The 19,453-nt window shown below is 70.4% G+C and carries 18 protein-coding genes and 1 tRNA gene; 14 read left to right on the forward strand and 5 right to left on the reverse strand.

Features of this window, described 5'->3' with window-relative positions; genetic code table 11:
* The first annotated feature begins 23 nt into the window (after positions 1–23).
* A complete protein-coding gene (locus AB0F15_RS31025) occupies positions 24–1,661 on the forward strand; it encodes an acyl-CoA carboxylase subunit beta (RefSeq protein ID WP_360277953.1) in 1,638 nt (545 codons plus the stop codon).
* Between the two features lie 8 nt (positions 1,662–1,669).
* Entirely contained in the window at positions 1,670–1,891 is a 222-nt protein-coding gene (locus AB0F15_RS31030) for an acyl-CoA carboxylase subunit epsilon (protein WP_360278042.1), read from the forward strand.
* 4 nt (positions 1,892–1,895) lie between these two features.
* On the opposite strand, the gene AB0F15_RS31035 is transcribed toward AB0F15_RS31030, so the two are convergent.
* Positions 1,896–2,354: a MarR family transcriptional regulator gene (locus AB0F15_RS31035; RefSeq protein ID WP_360277956.1), complete on the reverse strand. Its 459-nt coding sequence runs from the start codon at positions 2,352–2,354 to the stop codon at positions 1,896–1,898.
* A gap of 9 nt (positions 2,355–2,363) precedes the next feature.
* Positions 2,364–3,257: an LLM class flavin-dependent oxidoreductase gene (locus tag AB0F15_RS31040; protein ID WP_360277959.1), complete on the reverse strand. Its 894-nt coding sequence runs from the start codon at positions 3,255–3,257 to the stop codon at positions 2,364–2,366.
* A 369-nt stretch (positions 3,258–3,626) separates the two neighbouring features.
* Here AB0F15_RS31040 and AB0F15_RS31045 point away from each other — a divergent pair.
* From AB0F15_RS31045 to AB0F15_RS31060, 4 genes are all read left to right on the forward strand, one after another.
* Positions 3,627–3,695, forward strand: a tRNA-OTHER gene (locus tag AB0F15_RS31045).
* A 100-nt stretch (positions 3,696–3,795) separates the two neighbouring features.
* A complete protein-coding gene (locus AB0F15_RS31050; RefSeq protein ID WP_360277962.1) occupies positions 3,796–5,376 on the forward strand; it encodes a TROVE domain-containing protein in 1,581 nt (526 codons plus the stop codon).
* 140 nt (positions 5,377–5,516) lie between these two features.
* Positions 5,517–6,143 carry a PadR family transcriptional regulator gene (locus AB0F15_RS31055; protein ID WP_360277965.1) on the forward strand — a complete coding sequence of 209 codons (627 nt, stop codon included), beginning with the start codon at positions 5,517–5,519 and terminating at the stop codon, positions 6,141–6,143.
* A complete protein-coding gene (locus AB0F15_RS31060; protein WP_360277968.1) occupies positions 6,124–7,737 on the forward strand; it encodes a DHA2 family efflux MFS transporter permease subunit in 1,614 nt (537 codons plus the stop codon). Before AB0F15_RS31055 ends, AB0F15_RS31060 begins: the two co-directional genes overlap by 20 nt.
* 72 nt (positions 7,738–7,809) lie before the next feature.
* Here the strand turns inward: AB0F15_RS31060 and AB0F15_RS31065 are convergent, their stop codons facing one another.
* Positions 7,810–9,669 (reverse strand): glycoside hydrolase family 3 N-terminal domain-containing protein, encoded by a 1,860-nt coding sequence (locus AB0F15_RS31065; protein ID WP_360277971.1) that lies wholly within the window; start codon positions 9,667–9,669, stop codon positions 7,810–7,812.
* Between the two features lie 120 nt (positions 9,670–9,789).
* Between AB0F15_RS31065 and AB0F15_RS31070 the strand changes: the two genes are divergently transcribed.
* A complete protein-coding gene (locus AB0F15_RS31070; RefSeq protein ID WP_360277974.1) occupies positions 9,790–10,419 on the forward strand; it encodes a Maf family protein in 630 nt (209 codons plus the stop codon).
* Positions 10,420–10,522: 103 nt separating this feature from the next.
* On the forward strand, positions 10,523–11,875 hold the full coding sequence (locus tag AB0F15_RS31075; RefSeq protein ID WP_360277977.1) for a dicarboxylate/amino acid:cation symporter: 1,353 nt from the start codon (positions 10,523–10,525) through the stop codon (positions 11,873–11,875).
* Positions 11,876–11,948: 73 nt separating this feature from the next.
* Here the strand turns inward: AB0F15_RS31075 and AB0F15_RS31080 are convergent, their stop codons facing one another.
* Positions 11,949–12,671: a hypothetical protein gene (locus tag AB0F15_RS31080; protein WP_360277979.1), complete on the reverse strand. Its 723-nt coding sequence runs from the start codon at positions 12,669–12,671 to the stop codon at positions 11,949–11,951.
* A gap of 114 nt (positions 12,672–12,785) precedes the next feature.
* Between AB0F15_RS31080 and AB0F15_RS31085 the strand changes: the two genes are divergently transcribed.
* From AB0F15_RS31085 to AB0F15_RS31110, 6 genes are all read left to right on the forward strand, one after another.
* Positions 12,786–13,061 (forward strand): SAV_915 family protein, encoded by a 276-nt coding sequence (locus AB0F15_RS31085; RefSeq protein ID WP_360277982.1) that lies wholly within the window; start codon positions 12,786–12,788, stop codon positions 13,059–13,061.
* Between the two features lie 106 nt (positions 13,062–13,167).
* Positions 13,168–14,961, forward strand: coding sequence for an acetyl/propionyl/methylcrotonyl-CoA carboxylase subunit alpha (locus tag AB0F15_RS31090; RefSeq protein WP_360277985.1), 1,794 nt, complete (start codon positions 13,168–13,170; stop codon positions 14,959–14,961).
* 58 nt (positions 14,962–15,019) lie between these two features.
* Positions 15,020–15,538: a DUF1707 domain-containing protein gene (locus tag AB0F15_RS31095; RefSeq protein ID WP_360277987.1), complete on the forward strand. Its 519-nt coding sequence runs from the start codon at positions 15,020–15,022 to the stop codon at positions 15,536–15,538.
* A 7-nt stretch (positions 15,539–15,545) separates the two neighbouring features.
* A complete protein-coding gene (locus AB0F15_RS31100) occupies positions 15,546–15,938 on the forward strand; it encodes a DUF1707 domain-containing protein (protein WP_360277989.1) in 393 nt (130 codons plus the stop codon).
* A 69-nt stretch (positions 15,939–16,007) separates the two neighbouring features.
* On the forward strand, positions 16,008–17,024 hold the full coding sequence (locus AB0F15_RS31105) for a hypothetical protein (protein ID WP_360277992.1): 1,017 nt from the start codon (positions 16,008–16,010) through the stop codon (positions 17,022–17,024).
* Positions 17,025–17,080: 56 nt separating this feature from the next.
* A complete protein-coding gene (locus AB0F15_RS31110) occupies positions 17,081–17,611 on the forward strand; it encodes a GNAT family N-acetyltransferase (RefSeq protein WP_360277994.1) in 531 nt (176 codons plus the stop codon).
* Between the two features lie 7 nt (positions 17,612–17,618).
* Here the strand turns inward: AB0F15_RS31110 and AB0F15_RS31115 are convergent, their stop codons facing one another.
* Positions 17,619–19,352: a glycerol-3-phosphate dehydrogenase/oxidase gene (locus tag AB0F15_RS31115; RefSeq protein WP_360277997.1), complete on the reverse strand. Its 1,734-nt coding sequence runs from the start codon at positions 19,350–19,352 to the stop codon at positions 17,619–17,621.
* Positions 19,353–19,453: the final 101 nt, after the last annotated feature.

A 19,453-nucleotide genomic window follows, 5' to 3' on the forward strand; every position in this document is an offset into this window, starting at 1 on the left:
GCAAGTAGCTAAGCTCCCGTGGCATGAGCAGTGCGACGGAGCCGCTCGGGACGCCGCCCGAGGATGAACCGGACATCCACACCACGGCCGGCAAGCTGGCCGACCTGTACCGCCGGTACGACGAGGCGGTGCACGCGGGTTCGGCCCGCGCGGTGGAGAAGCAGCACGCCAAGGGCAAGAAAACCGCGCGCGAGCGAATCAAGCTGCTGCTCGACGAAAACTCGTTCGTCGAGCTCGACGAGCTGGCCCGGCACCGCTCGACCAACTTCGGGCAGGAGAAGAACCGCCCGTACGGCGACGGCGTCGTCACCGGCTACGGCACCGTCGACGGCCGCCCGGTGTGCGTGTTCAGCCAGGACGTGACCGTCTTCGGCGGCAGCCTCGGCGAGGTGTACGGCGAAAAGATCGTCAAGGTGATGGACCTGGCGATCAAGACCGGCCGGCCGATCATCGGCATCAACGAGGGCGGCGGCGCGCGCATCCAGGAGGGTGTCGTCTCGCTCGGGCTCTACGGCGAGATCTTCCGCCGCAACGTGCAGGCCTCCGGCGTCATCCCGCAGATCTCGCTGATCATGGGCGCGAACGCGGGCGGGCACGTCTACTCCCCGGCGCTGACCGACTTCGTCGTGATGGTCGACGAGACCTCGCAGATGTTCATCACCGGCCCGGACGTCGTCAAGACGGTCACCGGCGAGGACGTCACCTTCGAGGAACTCGGCGGCGGCCGCACCCACAACACGAAGTCCGGCGTCGCGCACTACCTCGGCTCCGACGACGAGGACGCCATCGCCTACGTCAAGGAACTGCTCTCCTACCTGCCGCAGAACAACCTGTCCGACGCGCCGGTGTTCGACCAACCGGACAGCCCGGCCGGGTTCTTCGAGGACGTCACCGACGCCGACCGCGAGCTCGACACGATCATCCCGGACTCGCCGAACACCCCGTACGACATGCACGAGGTGATCACCCGGGTCGTCGACGACGGCGACTTCCTCGAGGTCCACGAGCTGTTCGCCCCGAACATCATCGTCGGCTTCGGCCGCGTCGACGGCCGCAGCGTCGGCGTCGTGGCCAACCAGCCGACGCAGTTCGCCGGCTGCCTCGACATCGACGCGTCCGAGAAGGCCGCGCGGTTCGTCCGCACCTGCGATGCGTTCAACATCCCGGTGCTCACCTTCGTCGACGTCCCCGGCTTCCTCCCGGGCACCGAGCAGGAGTGGAACGGCATCATCCGCCGCGGCGCGAAGCTGATCTACGCCTACGCGGAGGCGACGGTCCCCCTGGTCACGGTGATCACGCGCAAGGCGTACGGCGGCGCGTACGACGTCATGGGGTCGAAGCACCTCGGCGCCGATCTCAACCTGGCGTGGCCGACCGCGCAGGTCGCGGTGATGGGCGCCCAGGGCGCGGCGAACATCGTCCACCGCAAGACCTTGGCGAAGGCGGCCTCCGAGGGACGCGATGTGGATCAGCTCCGGGCCGAGCTGATCCAGGAGTACGAGGACACGCTGCTGAACCCGTACGCGGCCGCCGAGCGCGGGTACGTCGACTCGGTGATCGTGCCGGCGCACACCCGCGGCCACGTCGGGCGGGCGCTGGCGCTGCTGCAGAACAAACGGGAATCGCTGCCGCCCAAGAAGCACGGGAACATCCCGCTGTGAGCGACGCTGTGAGCGAAGAACAGCGCCCCCTGCTGCGGGTGGTCCGCGGAAACCCGAGCGACGCCGAGCTGGCCGCGCTGACGGCGGTCGTCGCCGCGGCGTCGGCCGCGAAGGCACCGGAAAAGCCGAAGCCGCGTACGTCGTGGTGGGGCGATCACGCTGCTTCGCTGCGTAAGCCGCTTCACCCCGGCGAAGGTGCTTGGCGCGCTTCGGGGTTGCCTCAGGGCTGACGGCTCAACGCTGCACGGTGTCCAGGAAAACGGTCGGGGCTTCGTTTTCCCGCACGATCGTGCCCAGCAGCGCCGCGAGCCGGTCGCGGTCCGGCGTGCCCAGGCTCGCGGCCAGCTCGTCGACGCGGCGGCACGTCGCCGCGTAGAAGTCCTCCGCGAGCTCGTGGCCTTCCCCGGTCAGGAGGACGTGCACGGCCCGGCGGTCGTCCGGATCGGGCTCGCGGCGGACGAGCCCACGCCGCACCGCGCGGTCGACCAGGCCGGTGAGGCCGGACTTCTCCAGGCCGAGCGTCGCGCCAAGGTCGCCCATGCCGTACGGCCGTCCCATCAGCACGCACAGCAGCTGCCCCTGCTGCACGGTCAGCCCGTACTCGCGGGCAGACTCGGCGTAGACGGCGTTCACCAGGAACGACGCCCGCACGAGCCCGGCCACCACCCCGAGTTCCGCCCCGCTCTTTCCCATCCGGTCAGCCTACTTCGCGACGGCCTCGCGCACGGCGGGCACGATCTCCTCGGCCCAGCGCGCGGCGGCCGTCTCATCCGGCGTGCCGCGATCCAGCCCGAACAGCACGAACCCCGCGGCGCCGTGCTCCAGCACCGCACCGGTCAGCTCCTCGATCCACTGGTCCGGCGAGCCGCCGATCCAGCTGCCGTCCTCGGCGCGGGTCTTCGCGAGCGGCTCCGCGGTGATGCGCCCGGGGAAGTTGTAGACGGTGGCGATGTCACCGGGGTCGCGCCCGGCCTCCACCGCGGCCTGGTCGATCACCGGGCGCGAAGTGCGGTAGCGCTCGCTGAGCCAGTCGGCGGCGCGGCCGGGCATCCACCCGTCGGCCACGCGCCCGGTGACGGCGAGCGACTTCGGCCCCACCGAGCCGGTCCACACCGGCGGCATCGCTTCCGCGGCCGGCTCCAGGGCGGTGACCTGGTAGAACTCGCCGTCGAAGGTGACCGGCTCGCCGCCCCCGCCCAGCAGCTTCACCAGCCGGATCCCCTCCTCGAAGGCGCGGACGGCCTGTCCCGGCGTCAGCTTGGTGAAGCCGAGCCGCGCGATGTCGTCCCACAACCCGCCGACGCCCATGCCGAGCACGATCCGGCCACCGGTCAGCGCGGACAGCGACGTGACGGTGCGGGCCAGCATCGACGCGGGCCGCGTCGGCAGGTTGGTCACGCTGACCAGGCCGGAGATCCGTTCGGTCTTCCCCAGCAGAACCCCGATTTCGGCGTACGCGTCGAGCCGGTCGGCGTAGTAGGGGTGATCGGAGACGGTGATGAGGTCGAGCCCGCTGCGGTCGGCTTGGCCGGCCAGCTTCAGCGTCTCGGGGACGGCGGTGACTGCCGTGGACACGCCGATACCGAAGTGCACCATGATTCCTCCCAGTTTTAGTTCGTACTACGAACATAGCATACATGGTTCTTGATGCGAACTACTTGTGCGCCCGTTCGCGGGCGGCTCGACGGCGTCAGGGGAGACCGCCGGAAAACCGGTCGAGCTCCGGCCGATCGCTTGCTACCTTGGATCTCGCCCGGTGCGACGGGGAAGGTTACTTCCGGTATCCCATTGGTTCGAATCCAAAACCGGCCGCCTCACGGTGGCCGGTCGACACCTTCGCCGGCCGAGACCTCGGGCACTCCAACTTCATCACGCACTCCCGGTGCGAGGCCCACGGCTACTTCCTGCGGTAAACGAGAAATCCGTGGGCCACGAAGATCTCGGGAGCCGCGGCTTCACCGATGCCCGGTGCGCAGGCGAGGGTTACTTCCACTCTTAATGGGCAGGTCGGGGGTTCGAATCCCTCCCGGACCACTCGGTCCGGTAGTTCAGTGGCAGAACAGCTACGTACCTTCACCGACTTCGATCTCGGGCATCGCTGTGGCCGTGGCTCCCTCCGCAAGAGGGGGAAGAAATGAGCAAGTTCAACACCGCACGAGCACCCGCCGCGACCTCTCCGGTCCGCGGCGAGGCCACGCCGTCCACGGTCACCCACGAGGGCGGCGCCGGCTACGCGCGCGACCCGAAGTCCGCGCTCTTCCTGCTCGCCGTCGCCAACCTGGTCGGCGAGCCCACCTTCTACGAGTCCGCGGACACCCGCGACACCCGCTACGCCGAGCTGATCCACCGGTCTACTTTGGATGATCCAGAATGGACAGTCCGCTTTCTGCGGTGGCTGCGCACCGACGCGAACCTGCGGACGGCGTCGCTCGTCGGTGCCGCCGAGTTCGCCAAGGCGCGCCGGGACGCCGACCTCGACGGGCTGAGCCGCCAAGTCGTCGCCGAGGTGCTGCAGCGGGCCGACGAGCCCGGTGAGCTGCTCGCCTACTGGACTTCCGTGCACGGCCGCGCCGTGCCGAAGCCGGTCAAGCGGGGCGTCGCCGACGCGGCGGAGAAGCTGTACGACGAGCGTTCCTTCGTCAAGTGGGACTCCGCCGCGCGGGCGTTCCGGTTCGCCGACGTCCTCGAGCTGACCCACCCGGGGAAGCGCGACGACGCGCAGGGCGAGCTGTTCCGGCACGTCCTCGACGAGCGGCACGCCCGCGGCAACGCGATCCCGGACGTCCTGAAGACGCTGCGCGCCCGCGCGGAGCTGCTGTCGTGGGACGCCGGCCGCCGCCGTGCGCTGTTCGGCCGGCCGGACGCCGCGGACGTGCTCCACGCCGCGGGCATGACGTGGGAGTCGGTCGCCGGCTGGCTGCAGGGTCCCCTGGACGCGCGCGTCTGGGAGGCACTGATCCCGTCGATGGGCTACATGGCGCTGTTGCGGAACCTCCGCAACTTCGACGAGGCCGGCGTCTCGGACGCCGTCGCGCGGCAGGTCGCCGAGCGGCTCGCCGACCCGGCGCAGGTCGCGAAGTCGCGGCAGCTGCCCATGCGGTTCCTCGCGGCCCACCGCGCGGCGCCGTCGCTGCGGTGGGCGTGGGCGCTGGAGCAGGCGATCGCGCACGCGCTGGCGAACGTGCCGTGGCTCGCCGGGCGGACGCTGATCCTCGTCGACACCTCGGCGTCGATGAACGACCGCTTCAGCAAGGACGGCAGCCTGATGCGCTGGGACGCGGCGGCGGTGTTCGGCCTGGCCCTCGGCCGGCGCTGCGAGAAGGCCGACGTCGTGTCGTTCTCGAACGGCTACTGGGGCCGGGGCACCAAGGTGTTCAAGCTGCGCCGGGGCGGCTCACTGCTGAGCGACGTCGAGCGCTGGAAGTCCGGCGGGTTCTTCATCGGCGGCGGCACCGACACGGCGGGCGCGGTGAAGAAGCACTTCGCGAAGCACGACCGCGTCGTCATCCTCACCGACGAGCAGGCCGCGTACGGCGACGTCGGGCAGGCACTGCCCGCGCACGTGCCGCTGTACACGTGGAACCTGGCGGGTTACCGGGCCGGCCACGCGCCGTCCGGCGGTGCGCACCGGCACACGTTCGGCGGCCTGAGCGACCAGGCGTTCCGGATGATCCCGCTGCTGGAGAGGGGCCAGAACGCCGACTGGCCCTTCTGAGAGACGCCGTGGAAGCCCCCATGACCGCATCATGGGGGCTTTCACGCTGTGTACGGACGGTCACAGGAATGACCGTGGACCTCGGGTTAGCCCAAGTCGTATAGTCCACGTGGAATAACCGACCTGGAGGAATCGAAGTCATGGCCTCGCCCAAGCTGACGCCACTCGGCCTCGCCGTGCTGGAGCTGCTACACGAGAGGCCGCTGCACCCGTACGAGATGGCCCAGCTCATGCGTGAGCGGTACGTCCACATGCGGGTCAACGTGAAAGCGGGCTCGCTCTACCACACCGTGGAGCGCCTGCTCCGGGCCGGATTCATCGAGATCGTCGACACGCAACGTGACGGACGACGGCCCGAACGGACCGTCTACGGCATGACGCAGACGGGGCTGGACGAGTTCACCCAGCGAGGCCGCGAGCTGCTCGGGGACCTCGCCACCGAGTTCCCCGCCTACCTGTCGGGACTCGCGGTGATCGACGAACTGGGGCACGAAGCCTCGTTGATCGAGCTCGAACACCGGATCACCCGGCTGCGCGCCGCGGTGGCCGCCGACGAGGCGGTGCTGCAGCGGCTGGCCGAAGACGAAACGCCGGCGATCTACTGGCTGGACTGGCGCTACCAGTGCGACCACCGGAAGTTCGAGCTCGGGTGGACCGAGCGGCTCCATGACGACCTGCGGTCCGGGCGGATCCCGTTCCAGGACGACGGACAACCCAAGCTCACGCTCATCACCAAGGAAGACGACGATGAACGCAAGACAAGCTAATCCGTGGGCCGCGCTGGGCGCGCTGTGCCTCGGCTTCTTCATGATCCTGCTCGACACGACGATCGTGTCGATCGCGATCCCGACCATGCTGCGCGAGCTGGGCGCCGGGCTGAACTCGATCGTCTGGGTGATCAGCGTCTACCTGCTCACCTACGCCGTGCCGATGCTGTTCACCAGCCGGCTCGGTGACCGCTTCGGCCCGAAGCGCGTGTTCCTCGCCGGGCTGATCGTGTTCACCGGCGCGTCGCTGTGGTGCGGCCTGTCCGGCAACGTCGAGATGCTCATCGCCGCCCGGGCCGTGCAGGGTCTCGGCGCCGCGCTGATGACGCCGCAGACGCTGGCGTTCATCACGCACCTGTTCCCGCCGGCCAAGCGCGGCCCGGCGATGGGCATGTGGGGCGGCGTCGCCGGGCTGGCGACGATCGCCGGCCCGCTGCTCGGCGGGGTCCTGGTCGACCACTTCGGCTGGGAGTGGATCTTCTACGTCAACGTGCCGATCGGCGTGATCGCCGTCGTGCTCACGCTGCTGCTGGTGCCGGATTGGCAGCCGAAGCACTCGCACTCGTTCGACGTGCTCGGCATCCTGCTCTCCGCCGCGGCACTGCTCTGCATCGTGTTCGGCGTGCAGAACGGCCAGCAGTACGACTGGGGCACCGTCTTCGGCGGGATCACGGTGTTCGAGATCATCGCCGCCGGTGTGGTGCTGATGATCGCGTTCGTGGTCTGGCAGCGCTTCAACAAGCGCGAGCCGCTGCTGCCGCTGCAGGTGTTCTCGAACCGGAACTTCTCGGCCGGGACGCTGACCGCGGCCACCGTCGGCTTCGCGATGACCGGCATGTTCCTGCCGCTGGTCATCTACATCCAGTCGGTGCTCGGGCTGAGCCCCACCATGGGCGGCCTGCTGACCGCGCCGATGTCGCTGCTGTCCGGCATCATCGCGCCGTTCGTCGGGCGCGCGTCGGACAAGGTCAACGGCAAGTACCTGGTGATGTTCGGCCTGGCGGCGCTCGCGGCCGGACTGGGCATCATCGCCTGGCAGGCGACACCGACGAGCAGCGCTTGGTCGTTCGTCCCGGCCCTGCTGGTGTGCGGGCTCGGCATCGGCTGCATCTTCTCGCCGATGAGCAACCTGACGATGGGGTCGGTCGCGCCGCGGCTGGCCGGGACCGCGTCGGGCATCTTCAACACCGCGCGTCAGGTGGGCGGCGTGCTCGGCAGCGCTGCCATCGGCGTCCTGCTGCAGGCGCGGATCAGCGCGTCCATCGCGGACGAAGCGACGAAGGCGGCTTCGCAGCTGCCGGAGCAGTACCGGGCCCCGTTCACGGAGGGGATCGCGCACGCCGCGGCGAGCACCGGGGAGTTCGGCTCGGCGGGCGGTCCGTCGCCGATGCCGGGGCTGCCCGCGGAGATCGCCGCGCAGGCCGGGAAGCTGGCCACCGAGGTGGTCCACAGTGGACTGACCGATGCGGCCCGCGTGACGATGCTGCTGCCGATGGGCGTGCTCCTGCTGGGGGTGGTGTCGGCGGCGGTGATGCGGCAGCTCAAGCCGAGCTGGGAAACCCCGGCGCCCGCTCCCGAAGCGGCCGCGGCCTGAAAACCGGGTGAGCCCCCGCTCCGGTTGTCGGGAACCGGAGCGGGGGCCCACGCGGACCGCGGGAGCGGTGGTCTAGTGGTGGCGGCGGTAGGACAGGCCGTACCCGTAGGGGAACAGGCCCTGCTTGCCGTCACCGACGTTGATCGGTTCCTGCGACGAGCTCTTCGGCCAGGTGAAGCTCAGCTTCCCGGTCGGGTTGTAGTCGCCGTACAGCACATCCGCGACGCCGGCGCCTTCCGAGCCCGGCAGCCAGGCCGCCACCAGCCCGTCGAACGACGGCAGCTGCGCGGCGAGGTCCAGCGGCCGTCCGGAGACGGTCACCACGACCAGGGGCACGCCGGAAGCCTTCAGCTTGCCGATGAGGGCGAGGTCTTCGGCGTCGAGACCGAGGCCGTCGGGGCGGTCTCCGTTCCCTTCGGCGTACGGCGTTTCGCCCACCACGGCGACCGCGACCTTGTAGCTGGAGTCGATTCCGCCACCCGCACGGTCATAGGTCACCACCGAGCCTTTCCCGGCACCGGCCTTGATGCCGTCGAGGACCGTCGTGCCCGGGATGACCCGCTCGCCGCTCTGGCCCTGCCAGGTGAGCGTCCAGCCGCCCGCCTGGTTGCCCATGTCGTTCGCGTTCTTCCCGGCCACGAAGATCTTGTTGTTCCGCTTGGCCAGCGGCAGCACGCCGTCGTTCTTCAGCAGCACCTGCGACTCCCGCACCGCCTGGCGCGCCACGGCGTGGTGCGCCGCGCTGCCGAAGTCCTGCTGCAGCGAACGGTCGGTGTACGGGTGCTCGAACAGGCCGAGCTCGAACTTCTTCGTGAGGATCCGCCGGTTGGCGTCGTCGATGCGGGACATCGGGACGTCCCCGTTGAGCACTTCGGCCTTCAGCGTGGCGATGAACTTCTGGTAGTCGTAGGGGACCATGATCATGTCGATCCCGGCGTTGACGGCCTGCTTGACCTCGGCGGCGGTGAAGCCCTCCTGGCCGTCGATCTGGTCGATGCCGTTCCAGTCGGAGATCACGTACCCGGAAAAGTGCAGTTCGCCCTTGAGCAGGTCGGTGATCAGGAACTTGTTGCCGTGGTCCTTGACCCCGTTCCAGCTGTTGAAGCTGATCATCACCGAGCCGACGCCGTGGTCGACCGCGGCCCGGAACGGCGGCAGGTGGATGCGCCGCAGCTCGTCCAGGCTGATCTGGGTGTTGCCCTGGTCGTCGCCGCCGGTGGTGCCGCCGTCGCCGATGAAGTGCTTGGCCGTGGCCATGATCGACGTCGGGGCGTCGAGCGAGCGGCCCTGCAGGCCTTCGATGACCACGGAGTTCTCGACGGCGTTGCGGGGAATCTCGCCGAAGGACTCGTACGTGCGGCCCCAGCGGTCGTCGCGGGCGACGCACAGGCAGGGCGCGAAGCCCCACTTGACGCCGGTGGCGGCGGATTCGTCGGCGGTGATCGCGCCGATCTTCTCGACCAGCCCCGGGTCGTTCGCGGCCCCCAGGCCGATGTTGTGCGGGAAGACCGTGGCGCCGTAGACGTTGTTGTGGCCGTGCACGGTGTCGGCGCCGTAGATGATCGGGATGCCGAGGCCGGTCGTCGCCGCCGCCTTCTGGTAGGCGTCGATCATGTCCGCCCACGCGGCCGGGGTGTTCGGCGTCGGCGTCGAACCGCCGCCGGAGAGGATGGAGCCGAGCCGGGCGGCGGCGGACTGGGCGGGCGTCGCGGACCCGCGCTCGCCCTCGGTCATCTGCCCGACCTTGTCGTCCAGGGTCATCCGCGCCATCAGGTCCTTGACGCGCTGGGACACTGGAGCGTGCGGGTTCTTGTAGAGCGGCGTCGCGGTGGCGGACGCCATCGGGACGAGGGCCGTGCCCGCGAGGAGCAGGGCGGCCAGGACAGTGGTTCGAGTGGCGCGCAGTGATCTCGTGGTGCGGAGGAGCGGCATTGGGTTCTCTCCGTGACGATCCGTCGATCTATAAGTTGCGAGCCACAACAAAATAGCTCGCCCATAGAGTGACGCCGGTCACAATTCGGTCACGGCCGCTCCGCCCAGTAAGTTTCAGTCGTGCAGTTCGTCCTCGCCTCCCAGTCCCCCGCCCGCCTCGCCCTCCTGCGCGCCGCGGGCCTCGAGCCCGCCGTGTTCGTCTCCGGCGTCGACGAGGACGCCGTAGCCGCCTCCCTGACCGATCCGGCACCGTCCGAACTGGTCACGGCCCTCGCCGCGGCCAAGGCCGAAGCGGTCGTCGACCAGGTCGCCGCGGTGCACCCGGACGCCGTCGTCGTCGCCTGCGATTCGATGCTTTCGATCCACGGGCAGATGGTCGGGAAACCGGGTTCGCCGGACATCGCGCACCGCCGCTGGGCCGCGATGGCCGGGACATCCGGTGAACTCCTCACCGGCCACGCGGTCGTCCGGCTCGACGGCGGGACGCGCGCGAAGGAGACGTCCGGCTGGGAAGCGACCACCGTCCGGTTCGGCACGCCGAGCGCGCACGAGATCGACGCCTACATCGCCAGCGGCGAGCCGCTCAACGTCGCCGGCGGCTTCACGATCGACGGCCTGGGCGGCTGGTTCGTCGACGGACTGGACGGCGGCCACACGAGCGTGATCGGCATCAGCCTGCCGCTGACGCGCCGATTGCTGGCGGAGGTCGGCGTGAGTGTCGTGGACCTCTGGCGGCCTCCCGCATCCTGAGAAGGGCGCCACACCCACGGGTGATCCGGAAGAGTCCTCCCTTGCCTGACGTTCTCTTTACCCGGCAAGACTGACTGTAACTTTCAAGCACCGGAGTCGCCCCGTGTCTTTTCTACGGACGTACACCAAACCGCGGGTGTTCGCGGCCGCGGTTCTCGGCTCGCTCGTCGTCGGCGCCCTGCTGGGTGTCGTCGCGCGGCAGACCGAAGCCGGCTGGCTGACCGATCTCCTCGACCAGATCGGCACCATCTTCACCACGCTGCTGCAGATCGCGGTGATCCCGCTGGTCTTCACGGCGATCGTGGTCGGCATCAACAGCCTCCGCGGCCTGGGCGGCGGCCGCACCGCCGCGCGCCTCGGCGGCAAGACGGTGCTGTGGTTCGCGATCACGTCGTTCATCGCCTCGCTGATCGGCATCGCGGTCGGCCGGCTCTTCAACCCCGGCGCCGGCGGGCTCGGCGGCGTCGAAGCCACCGCCAAGAACGCCGACAAAGCGGCGAAGAGCGTCGACCACTGGGGCTCGTGGGACGCCTTCGTCAACGGGCTGCTGCCGGAGAACTTCGTGAAGGCGTTCGCCGACGGCGAGACGCTGCAGGTGCTGTTCCTCGCGCTGGTGATCGGCGCGGCGGCCTACAGCCTGGGTGACAAGGCGAAGCCGTTCGTGGACTTCACGACGAGCGTGTTCGAGATCATCCAGCGCTACCTCGGCTGGATCGTCCGGCTCGCCCCGATCGGCATCATCGGCCTGATCGGCGCGGCGGTTTCGAACTACGGCGACGCGCTGTTCCGGCCGCTGTTCTCCACCACGCTCGCGGTGTACGTCGGCTGCCTGCTCGTGCTGTTCGTCGTCTACCCGATCCTGCTGCAGTTCGTGGCGAAGGTCAGCCCGCTGAAGTTCTTCGCGAAGGCGGGCACGGCGATCCAGTTCGCGTTCGCTTCGCAGTCCTCGGCCGCGACACTGCCGCTGACCCGCCAGTCCGCGGTCAACCTCGGCGTCCAGCCGTCGTACGCGGCCTTCGCGACGCCGCTCGGCAGCGCGACGAAGATGGACGGCTGCGCGGCGGTCTTCCCGGCGATCGCGGCGATCTTCGTGGCCAACCTGGCCGGGGTGTCGCTGAACTTCTGGCAGTACGCGGGCATCGTCGTGGTGGCCGTGGTCGGCGCACTGGCGACCGCCGGGACCACCGGCTGGCTGACGGCGTTCACGCTGACGACGTCGTTCATCGGTCTCGACGCCAAGCAGGTGGCACTGGGCCTGGCACTGATCTACTCGGTCAACCCGATCATGGACATGATGCGCACGGCGACGAACGTCGCGGGCCAGATCGTGGTGCCGACGATCGTGGCGCGCAGCGAAGGCCTCCTCGACGACGAGGTCCTGAACACCCCAACCGACCGTCCCGAGCACTCCGACGACGGCTCCACAGCCCGCCACGCGGCCCCCACTCCCGCCTGACCGCGCTTTCACGTGAAAGTGATCCGGAGGCCGGCCCTCCACGTCACTTTCACGTGAAAGTGACGGCTCCGCTTCAGGACGGGCAGGCGCGGAGATCGGCGCGGCTGAGCCGGATGTCCGGCCAGCCGCGCAGGTCCGACGGCGACGTCACCCGCCGCGTGCAGCCCACCGACCGGCCCGTCAGGTCGTACACCTCGCCCAGCACCGGGGCCGCCCCGCACTTCGGGGTGCCGGAGGCCACGCCCGGGCAGTCGTGGCGGACCACGATCACGTCGGGACTGGCGTCGGCCGTGACGTCGTAGAGCGCCAGCGTGCCGGCGTCCGCGTAGAACGGCTTGCCCGGGTCGCGCCACACTCCCCCGCTGCCGACCAGCAGCTCGCCGTACGCGGCCGTGCCGTCGTCGCCGACGTCCCCGCGGACCAGGCACGCCGGGGCGGGGCCGTCGATGCAGCGCAGCGAGTTCTGGTCCAGCCGCACGTCCAGCTCGGCGATCGACAGCTCGAACACCGTCCCCGGCTCGGGCCCGACGCGCAGCCGCGCCGAGCCCCCCGCCGCGTCGGTGAGCAGCACCACCGGCGTGCCGCCGACCGTCACCGCCGCGAGCTGGCGGCACGGGCCGCCGCCACAGGTCACCACCGGCGGCACCGGCGCGGCGGAGAGCTCAGCCGCGCCGGACGGCACCTCGGGCCGCGGCCGCAGCAGGAACACCGCGCCGATCGCGCCCACGGTCACCACCGCGGCCAGCACCGCGGTGAGCAGCGCCGACCGAGGCGTCCGCGCTGCCGTAGTCCGCATAAGGCAGAGGGTAAGCCGCTTCGCGACCGCCGGTCGGCAGCGCCCCGGCGCGATGTGTCGGGTTCAACCCGACGGGGTCATGGGTAGCGGAACGTGTCCGTCTATGTTGTCCGGGTGACGAACCCGAACCTGCCCCCCGCCCTGTACCTCCCGACCGGCCCGGTCGACACCACCACCGAAGGCGCGTCGATCGAGCTGCGCCGCACGCCGGACGGCCGTACCGCACTGGTCGCGTTCACCGCGCTGGACCGGCTGATCGACTGCTGCGGCGAGCACCAGCCGTGGGTGCTGGTGAACACCGAGCACCTGCCGAAGGTGCACACCGCGAACCCGTACGACGTGATCGTGCTCGACTCGCCGCTGCCCGAGGAGCTGCGCCACCACGTCTGAGCGTGGTTCACCTCTCACTCGAGAGACTCGAGACGGCATATCCGTAGACTTCCCTGATGCCGCGTGGGCGGTCAGCAATGCAGCTGTCGGACGCAGGAGGTGCGGGGTGGCCGAGCAAATCGGCGAATCCACGGGTGGTCCGGTGACCAAGATCCTGGTCGCCAACCGTGGCGAAATCGCGGTACGCGTCATCAGAGCCGCCAAAGACGCCGGCTTGGCCAGCGTCGCGGTGTACGCCGACCCGGACCGCGACGCACCCCACGTCCGGCTGGCCGACGAAGCCTTCGCGCTGGGCGGCACGACGGCCGCCGAGAGCTACCTGAACTTCGACAAGCTCCTGGACGCCGCCAAGCGCTCGGGCGCCGACTCGGTGCACCCGGGCTACGGCTTCCTCTCCGAGAACGCGGACTTCGCCCAGGCCATCCTCGACGCCGGGTTGACCTGGATCGGGCCGAGCCCGCAGGCCATCCGCGACCTCGGCGACAAGGTCACCGCCCGCCACATCGCCCTGCGCGCGGGTGCGCCGCTGGTGCCGGGCACGAAAGAGCCGGCGAAGGACGCCGACGAGATCGTCGCGTTCGCCGACGAGTACGGCCTGCCGGTGGCCATCAAGGCCGCGTTCGGCGGTGGCGGCCGCGGCCTCAAGGTCGCCCGCACGCGCGAAGAGATCCCCGAGCTGTTCGAGTCGGCCACGCGCGAGGCCGTCGCCGCGTTCGGCCGCGGCGAGTGCTTCGTCGAGCGCTACCTGGACAAGCCGCGGCACGTCGAGGCCCAGGTGCTGGCCGACATGCACGGCAACGCGATCGTCGTCGGCACCCGCGACTGCTCGCTGCAGCGACGGCACCAGAAGCTCGTCGAAGAGGCGCCCGCGCCGTTCCTGAGCGACGAGCAGCGCAAGCGCATCCACGAGTCCGCGAAGGCGATCTGCAAGGAAGCCGGTTACTACGGTGCCGGCACGGTCGAGTACCTCGTGGCCGTCGACGGCACCATCTCCTTCCTCGAGGTCAACACGCGGCTGCAGGTCGAGCACCCGGTGTCGGAGGAGACGACCGGCCTGGACCTGGTCCGCGAGATGTTCCGCATCGCGCGCGGCGAGAAGCTGCGGATCACCGAAGACCCCGAGCCGCGCGGCCACTCGATCGAGTTCCGCATCAACGGCGAGGACGCCGGCCGCGGCTTCCTGCCCGCCCCGGGCACGGTGACGAAGTTCGTCGCGCCGAGCGGCCCCGGCGTGCGCGTCGACTCCGGCGTCGAGTCCGGCAGCGTCATCGGCGGGCAGTTCGACTCGATGCTGGCGAAGCTGATCGTCACCGGGTCGGACCGGAACAACGCCCTCGAGCGCAGCCGCCGCGCCCTCGACGAGATGGTCGTCGAAGGCATGGCGACGGTCCTGCCGTTCGACCGCGTGATCGTGAACGACCCGGCCTTCATCGGCGACGAGAACGGCTTCAGCGTCCACACGCGCTGGATCGAGACGGAGTTCGACAACAAGATCGAGCCGTTCGTGGCGCCGGACATCGAGGCCGCGGACGAACAGCCGCGGCAGAACGTCGTGGTCGAGGTCGGCGGGCGACGCCTGGAGGTGTCGTTGCCGGGCGGGTTCGCGCTCGAAGGCGGCGGTGGCGGCGGGACCGCGGTCAAGGCGAAGCCGCGCAAGCGCGCCGGCGGCACCAAGGCGGCGGTGAGCGGCGACGCCGTCACGGCTCCGATGCAGGGCACGATCGTGAAGGTCGCCGTCGAAGAGGGCCAGACGGTCGAAGCCGGTGAGCTGATCGTCGTCCTCGAGGCGATGAAGATGGAGAACCCGGTCACCGCCCACAAAGCGGGCACCGTCACCGGACTTTCGGTCGAGGTCGGCGCCGCCGTGACGCAGGGCACGCAGCTTCTCGAGATCAAGTAGCGCGGTTCGTTACAGATGTCGTGGTGGGCCGCCCCCGGGGCGGCCTACCATCGACCAGGTGACCGAAGTCCCGTCTCCGCAGCTGCGGATCAGCGACCAGAACCGTGAGTCCGCGCTGTCCGCGCTCGGTGAGCACATGACCGCGGGGCGGATCGACATCGACGAGTACGGCGAACGCTCGGCCCGGATCACCGCGGCCAAGACGCGCGGCGAGCTCGGCGAGATCTTCGCCGACCTGCCGGCCCCGCACCCGCAGTACGACGACGTCCCGAAGGCCGTCGCCGCGGAAGCGTCGAAGGAGACCGAGCCGGCGCCACGGCCGGTGGCCCCGGTGGGCTGGTCGTCGGGGCAGCGGTTCGTGGCCGCGTTCGTCCCACTGGTCTGGATCGCGACGCTCGCGCTGATCGCCACCGGCCTGGTGCACGGGACGCTCATCCTGATCCCGATCGGGCTCAGCGTGTTCGGCCGCGCGATGTGGGGGCACGGGCACCACCACGACCGCCGTGACCGGCACCTGCGCGACCGGGAGCGCCGGCGCGAACTGCGCGACTCCTACCGGCGCGAGCTGGGCCGCTGATCCGGCCGTGGGTGACATGCGGTTGAGCGACGCCGAACGCCAGGACGCCCTGGACGTCCTCGAAGAGCACGTCCGCACCGGGCGGCTCGACATCGACGAGTACGGGTCCCGGTCCGCGAAGGTCACCGCGGCCAGGCGGGTCAGCGACCTCGTCCCGCTGTTCGACGACCTGCCCTCACCCAAGCCGAGCGCCCTGCTGAACGGTGCTTCCGCGCCCCGGGTCCCGGTGGCGTCTCCGGACGACAACGTCCTGGTGCGGTTCCTGACCGCGGGCGCGGTGCCGATCGCGATCGTCCTCGCGATCGCGGTGCTGATCCTGTCCCGGGGCAGGCTGCTGATCATCTCGGTCGCGCTGCCGCTGGTCGTCGCGGCGATCGCGGGGATGCGCCGCCGACGCTAAACCCTTCTCCGGCGTCACGCGTGAACGAGACGCCGAACAAGGGGAGGGATCCACATGGGATTCGGATCGATGAGACGCGCGGCCGTCCTGGCGGCGGCCGCGGCGTGCGCGGTGACGCTGGCCCAGCCGGCCGAGGCGGCCGAAGCGCCGGGGCTCGGGCACTGGGAGGCCGAGCTCTTGGCCATGCCCGACGGCTTCGCGGACGCTTTCGCGCACGTTCAGGGCAACGACAGCCACGGCGGGTACGCCGGGGACCTCTGGCTGGACGGGATTTCCCACATCGTGACCTGGTCGCAGGGGCGGCCCACCGTTCACCCGCAGCCCGACGGCTACGAGGCCGCCGACGTCGTGGACGAGAACTCCGCCGGGACGATCCTCGGCGACGCCAAGGGCGGGTTCTGGTCGCAGCCCCTCGTGCTCGACCACGGCCGCTACGAGCGCTTGCTCGTGCCGGGCGACTGGGCGTCCTTGCGCGCGGTGGCGTTGAACGAACGCGGCGACGTCCTCGCCAACGCCCAGCCGAACAGCGGCGACGGGGTGGCCGTGCTCTGGCCTGCCGGGGACCGGGCGCACCCGGTGGTGATCACCGGCCCGCCGTACCTGAGCGCGGTGGACATCGACGACGACGGCACGGTTCTGATGAACGCGTCCGGCAAGTCCTACACCTGGCGCGACGGAGTGTTGCAGCAGCTCACCGCCCCGCAGGGAGCGGCGTACGTCCACGCGGCGGCCATCCGGAAGGGGCAGATCACCGGCAATTTCTTCGGCTCCGACATGCTCGTCAACCACGGTGTGCGGTGGCGGTCCCCCGCGCAGCCGGAGGTCCTGCCGTCCTCCAGCACGACGTTCGGGCTCAACAGGTTCGGCCTGATCGTGGGAGACGGCCCCCGCCCCGACCCCACCGGCCCGCTGGGGCCCCTGTCGGCGTGGCTCGCCGGACGGGCACTGGGCCCGCTGCCCCTCGCCGGGTACACCGAGGGGCACGCGAAGGCGGTCGGCGACGACGGGACGATCGCGGGCGTGGTGTCCGACGGGGCCCTGTCGGACGCCGGCCGGCCGGTGGTGTGGCGGTACAGCCTGCGCTGAGGCGGTGATGGCCGGGCCGGGAGCGGCGTGCTCCCGGCCTGGCTAGGCTGGGTGGAGTGGAACCGGTGGAGATCAACGCGGGCACGTACTACCTGCGGCAGCTGCGCGCCGACCGGCACATCGACGACCGCCCGCTGCTGATGGAGGCGTTCGCCGACCCGACGCACCGCAAGTACGTGCTGAACTACCGCTTGCGCACGCTGGACGAGGCAACGGAGTACGTGGCGCTGCGAGCGGCCCAGTGGGCCGGCGACGAGCGCTGTTCGTGGGCGATAGCGGAACCGACGTCGGGACGGCTTCTCGGTGAAGTGGGCCTGCGCGAACTGAACCTCGACGCGGCGTACGCGGAGGCGACGATCTGGGTCCACCCCGCGGAGCGGGGCAAGGGCATCGCGACAACGGCGTTGAACGCGGCTCTTCGGTTCGGTTTCGGGGGCCTGGGGCTGACCGAGGTGAGCTACCGGTACGAGGAGAGCAACACGGCCTCGGCGATCGTGGCGGAGCGCTGCGGGTTCACGTTGGTCGGCCCGGAGACGCAGCGCGCTCCGACGGGGGAGCGCCTGATCCGCTGGCACCGGACGTCCTGACGTCCCGTCAGCTCACCGGCTCCACGATCCCCGCCCGGGCTTCCGGCGCCGCCGACCGCAGGGCGTCCGCCGCTTCGTCGCTCGGCTGGGACTGGGACTCGCGCTCCGCCTCCACCCGCGCCCGGTAGACCTCGATTTCGTGCTTCACCGTTTCGGGTGACCAGCCGAGGATCTCGCCCACCAGCGTCGCCACCTGCTCGGCGCAGTCGACGCCGCGGTGCGCGTACTCGATCGAGATGCGCGTCCGGCGGGCCAGGACGTCCTCCAGGTGCAGCGCTCCTTCGTGCGAAGCCGCGTACACCACTTCGACGCCCAGGTAGTCCGGGGCGTGCTCGATCGGCTTCAGCAGCTCCGGGCGACCCTCCGCCGCAGCCAGGACCTCGTGGACCAGCGAGCCGTAGCGGTCCAGCAGGTGCCGCACCCGGTAGGGGTGCAGGCCGTGCTCGGCGGCCAGGTGGTCGGCCTGGTTGACCAGCGCGTGGTAACCGTCCGCGCCCAGCAGCGGGACCTTGTCCGTGATCGACGGCTGGGAGCGGCCCGGCAGGTCCACCGCCGCCGCGTCGACGGCGTCCGCCGCCATCACCCGGTACGTCGTGTACTTGCCGCCCGCGATCGCCACCAGGCCGGGGGCGACCCTCGCCACCGCGTGCTCGCGTGACAGCTTCGACGTCTCTTCGCTCTCCCCCGCCAGCAACGGCCGGAGGCCCGCGTACACGCCTTCGATGTCGTCGTGCGTCAGCGGCGTCGCCAAGACGGTGTTGACGTGTTCGAGGATGTAGTCGATGTCGTGCTTCGTGGCCGCCGGGTGGGCCAGGTCGAGCTCCCAGTCCGTGTCCGTCGTGCCGACGATCCAGTGGTTGCGCCACGGGATCACGAACAGCACCGACTTCTCGGTGCGCAGGATCATCCCCGATTCCGAGACGATCCGGTCACGCGGGACGACGATGTGCACGCCCTTGCTCGCGCGCACCCGGAACCGGCCGCGCCCGCCCGACAGCCGCTGCAGCTCGTCGGTCCACACGCCGGTGCAGTTGATCACCGCGGCCGCCGAGATCTCCGTCTCGCGCCCGTCCTCGACGTCGCGCACGCGCACGCCGGACACCCGGTCGGCCTCCCGGAGGAACCCGACGACCTGGGTGGACGTCCGCACGACCGCGCCGTAGTGCGCCGCCGTGCGCGCCACGGTCATCGTGTGGCGGGCGTCGTCGGACTGCGCGTCGTAATAGCGGATCCCGCCGATCAGCGCGGACCGCTTGAGCGCCGGCACCATCCGCAGCGCGCCGGCGCGGGTCAGGTGCTTTTGCCCCGGGACGCTCCGGGCGCCCCCCATCGTGTCGTACATCAGCAGGCCCGCCGCGGTGTACGGCCGCTCCCACACGCGGTGCGTCAACGGGTAGAGGAAGCTGACCGGCTTCACCAGGTGCGGCGCGATGGTCGTCAGCATCAGTTCGCGCTCGCGCAGCGCTTCGCGCACGAGCCCGAACTCGAGCTGCTCCAGGTACCGCAGGCCGCCGTGGAAGAGCTTGCTCGACCGGCTCGACGTCCCGGACGCGAGGTCACGGGCCTCGACGAGGGCGACCCGCAGGCCGCGCGTCGCGGCGTCCAGCGCCGTGCCCGCCCCGACCACACCGCCACCGATGACGACGAGGTCGAACGTCTCCTTGCCGAGCCGCTGCCACGTCTCTTCCCGGTTGACCGGGCCCAGGCGAGCCGGGTTGGTCTCCGCTGCGTGCTGAGCCACGTGACATCCTCCTCGTGCCGGCGAGGCTTCCAGCATCGCACGACCTGGTGATCATTCGCCCGTCCACGGATGACACTTGTGGCGTAACCCTCCGCGATCTT

Source organism: Amycolatopsis sp. NPDC026612 (assembly GCF_040638285.1).
GTDB lineage: Bacteria > Actinomycetota > Actinomycetes > Mycobacteriales > Pseudonocardiaceae > Amycolatopsis.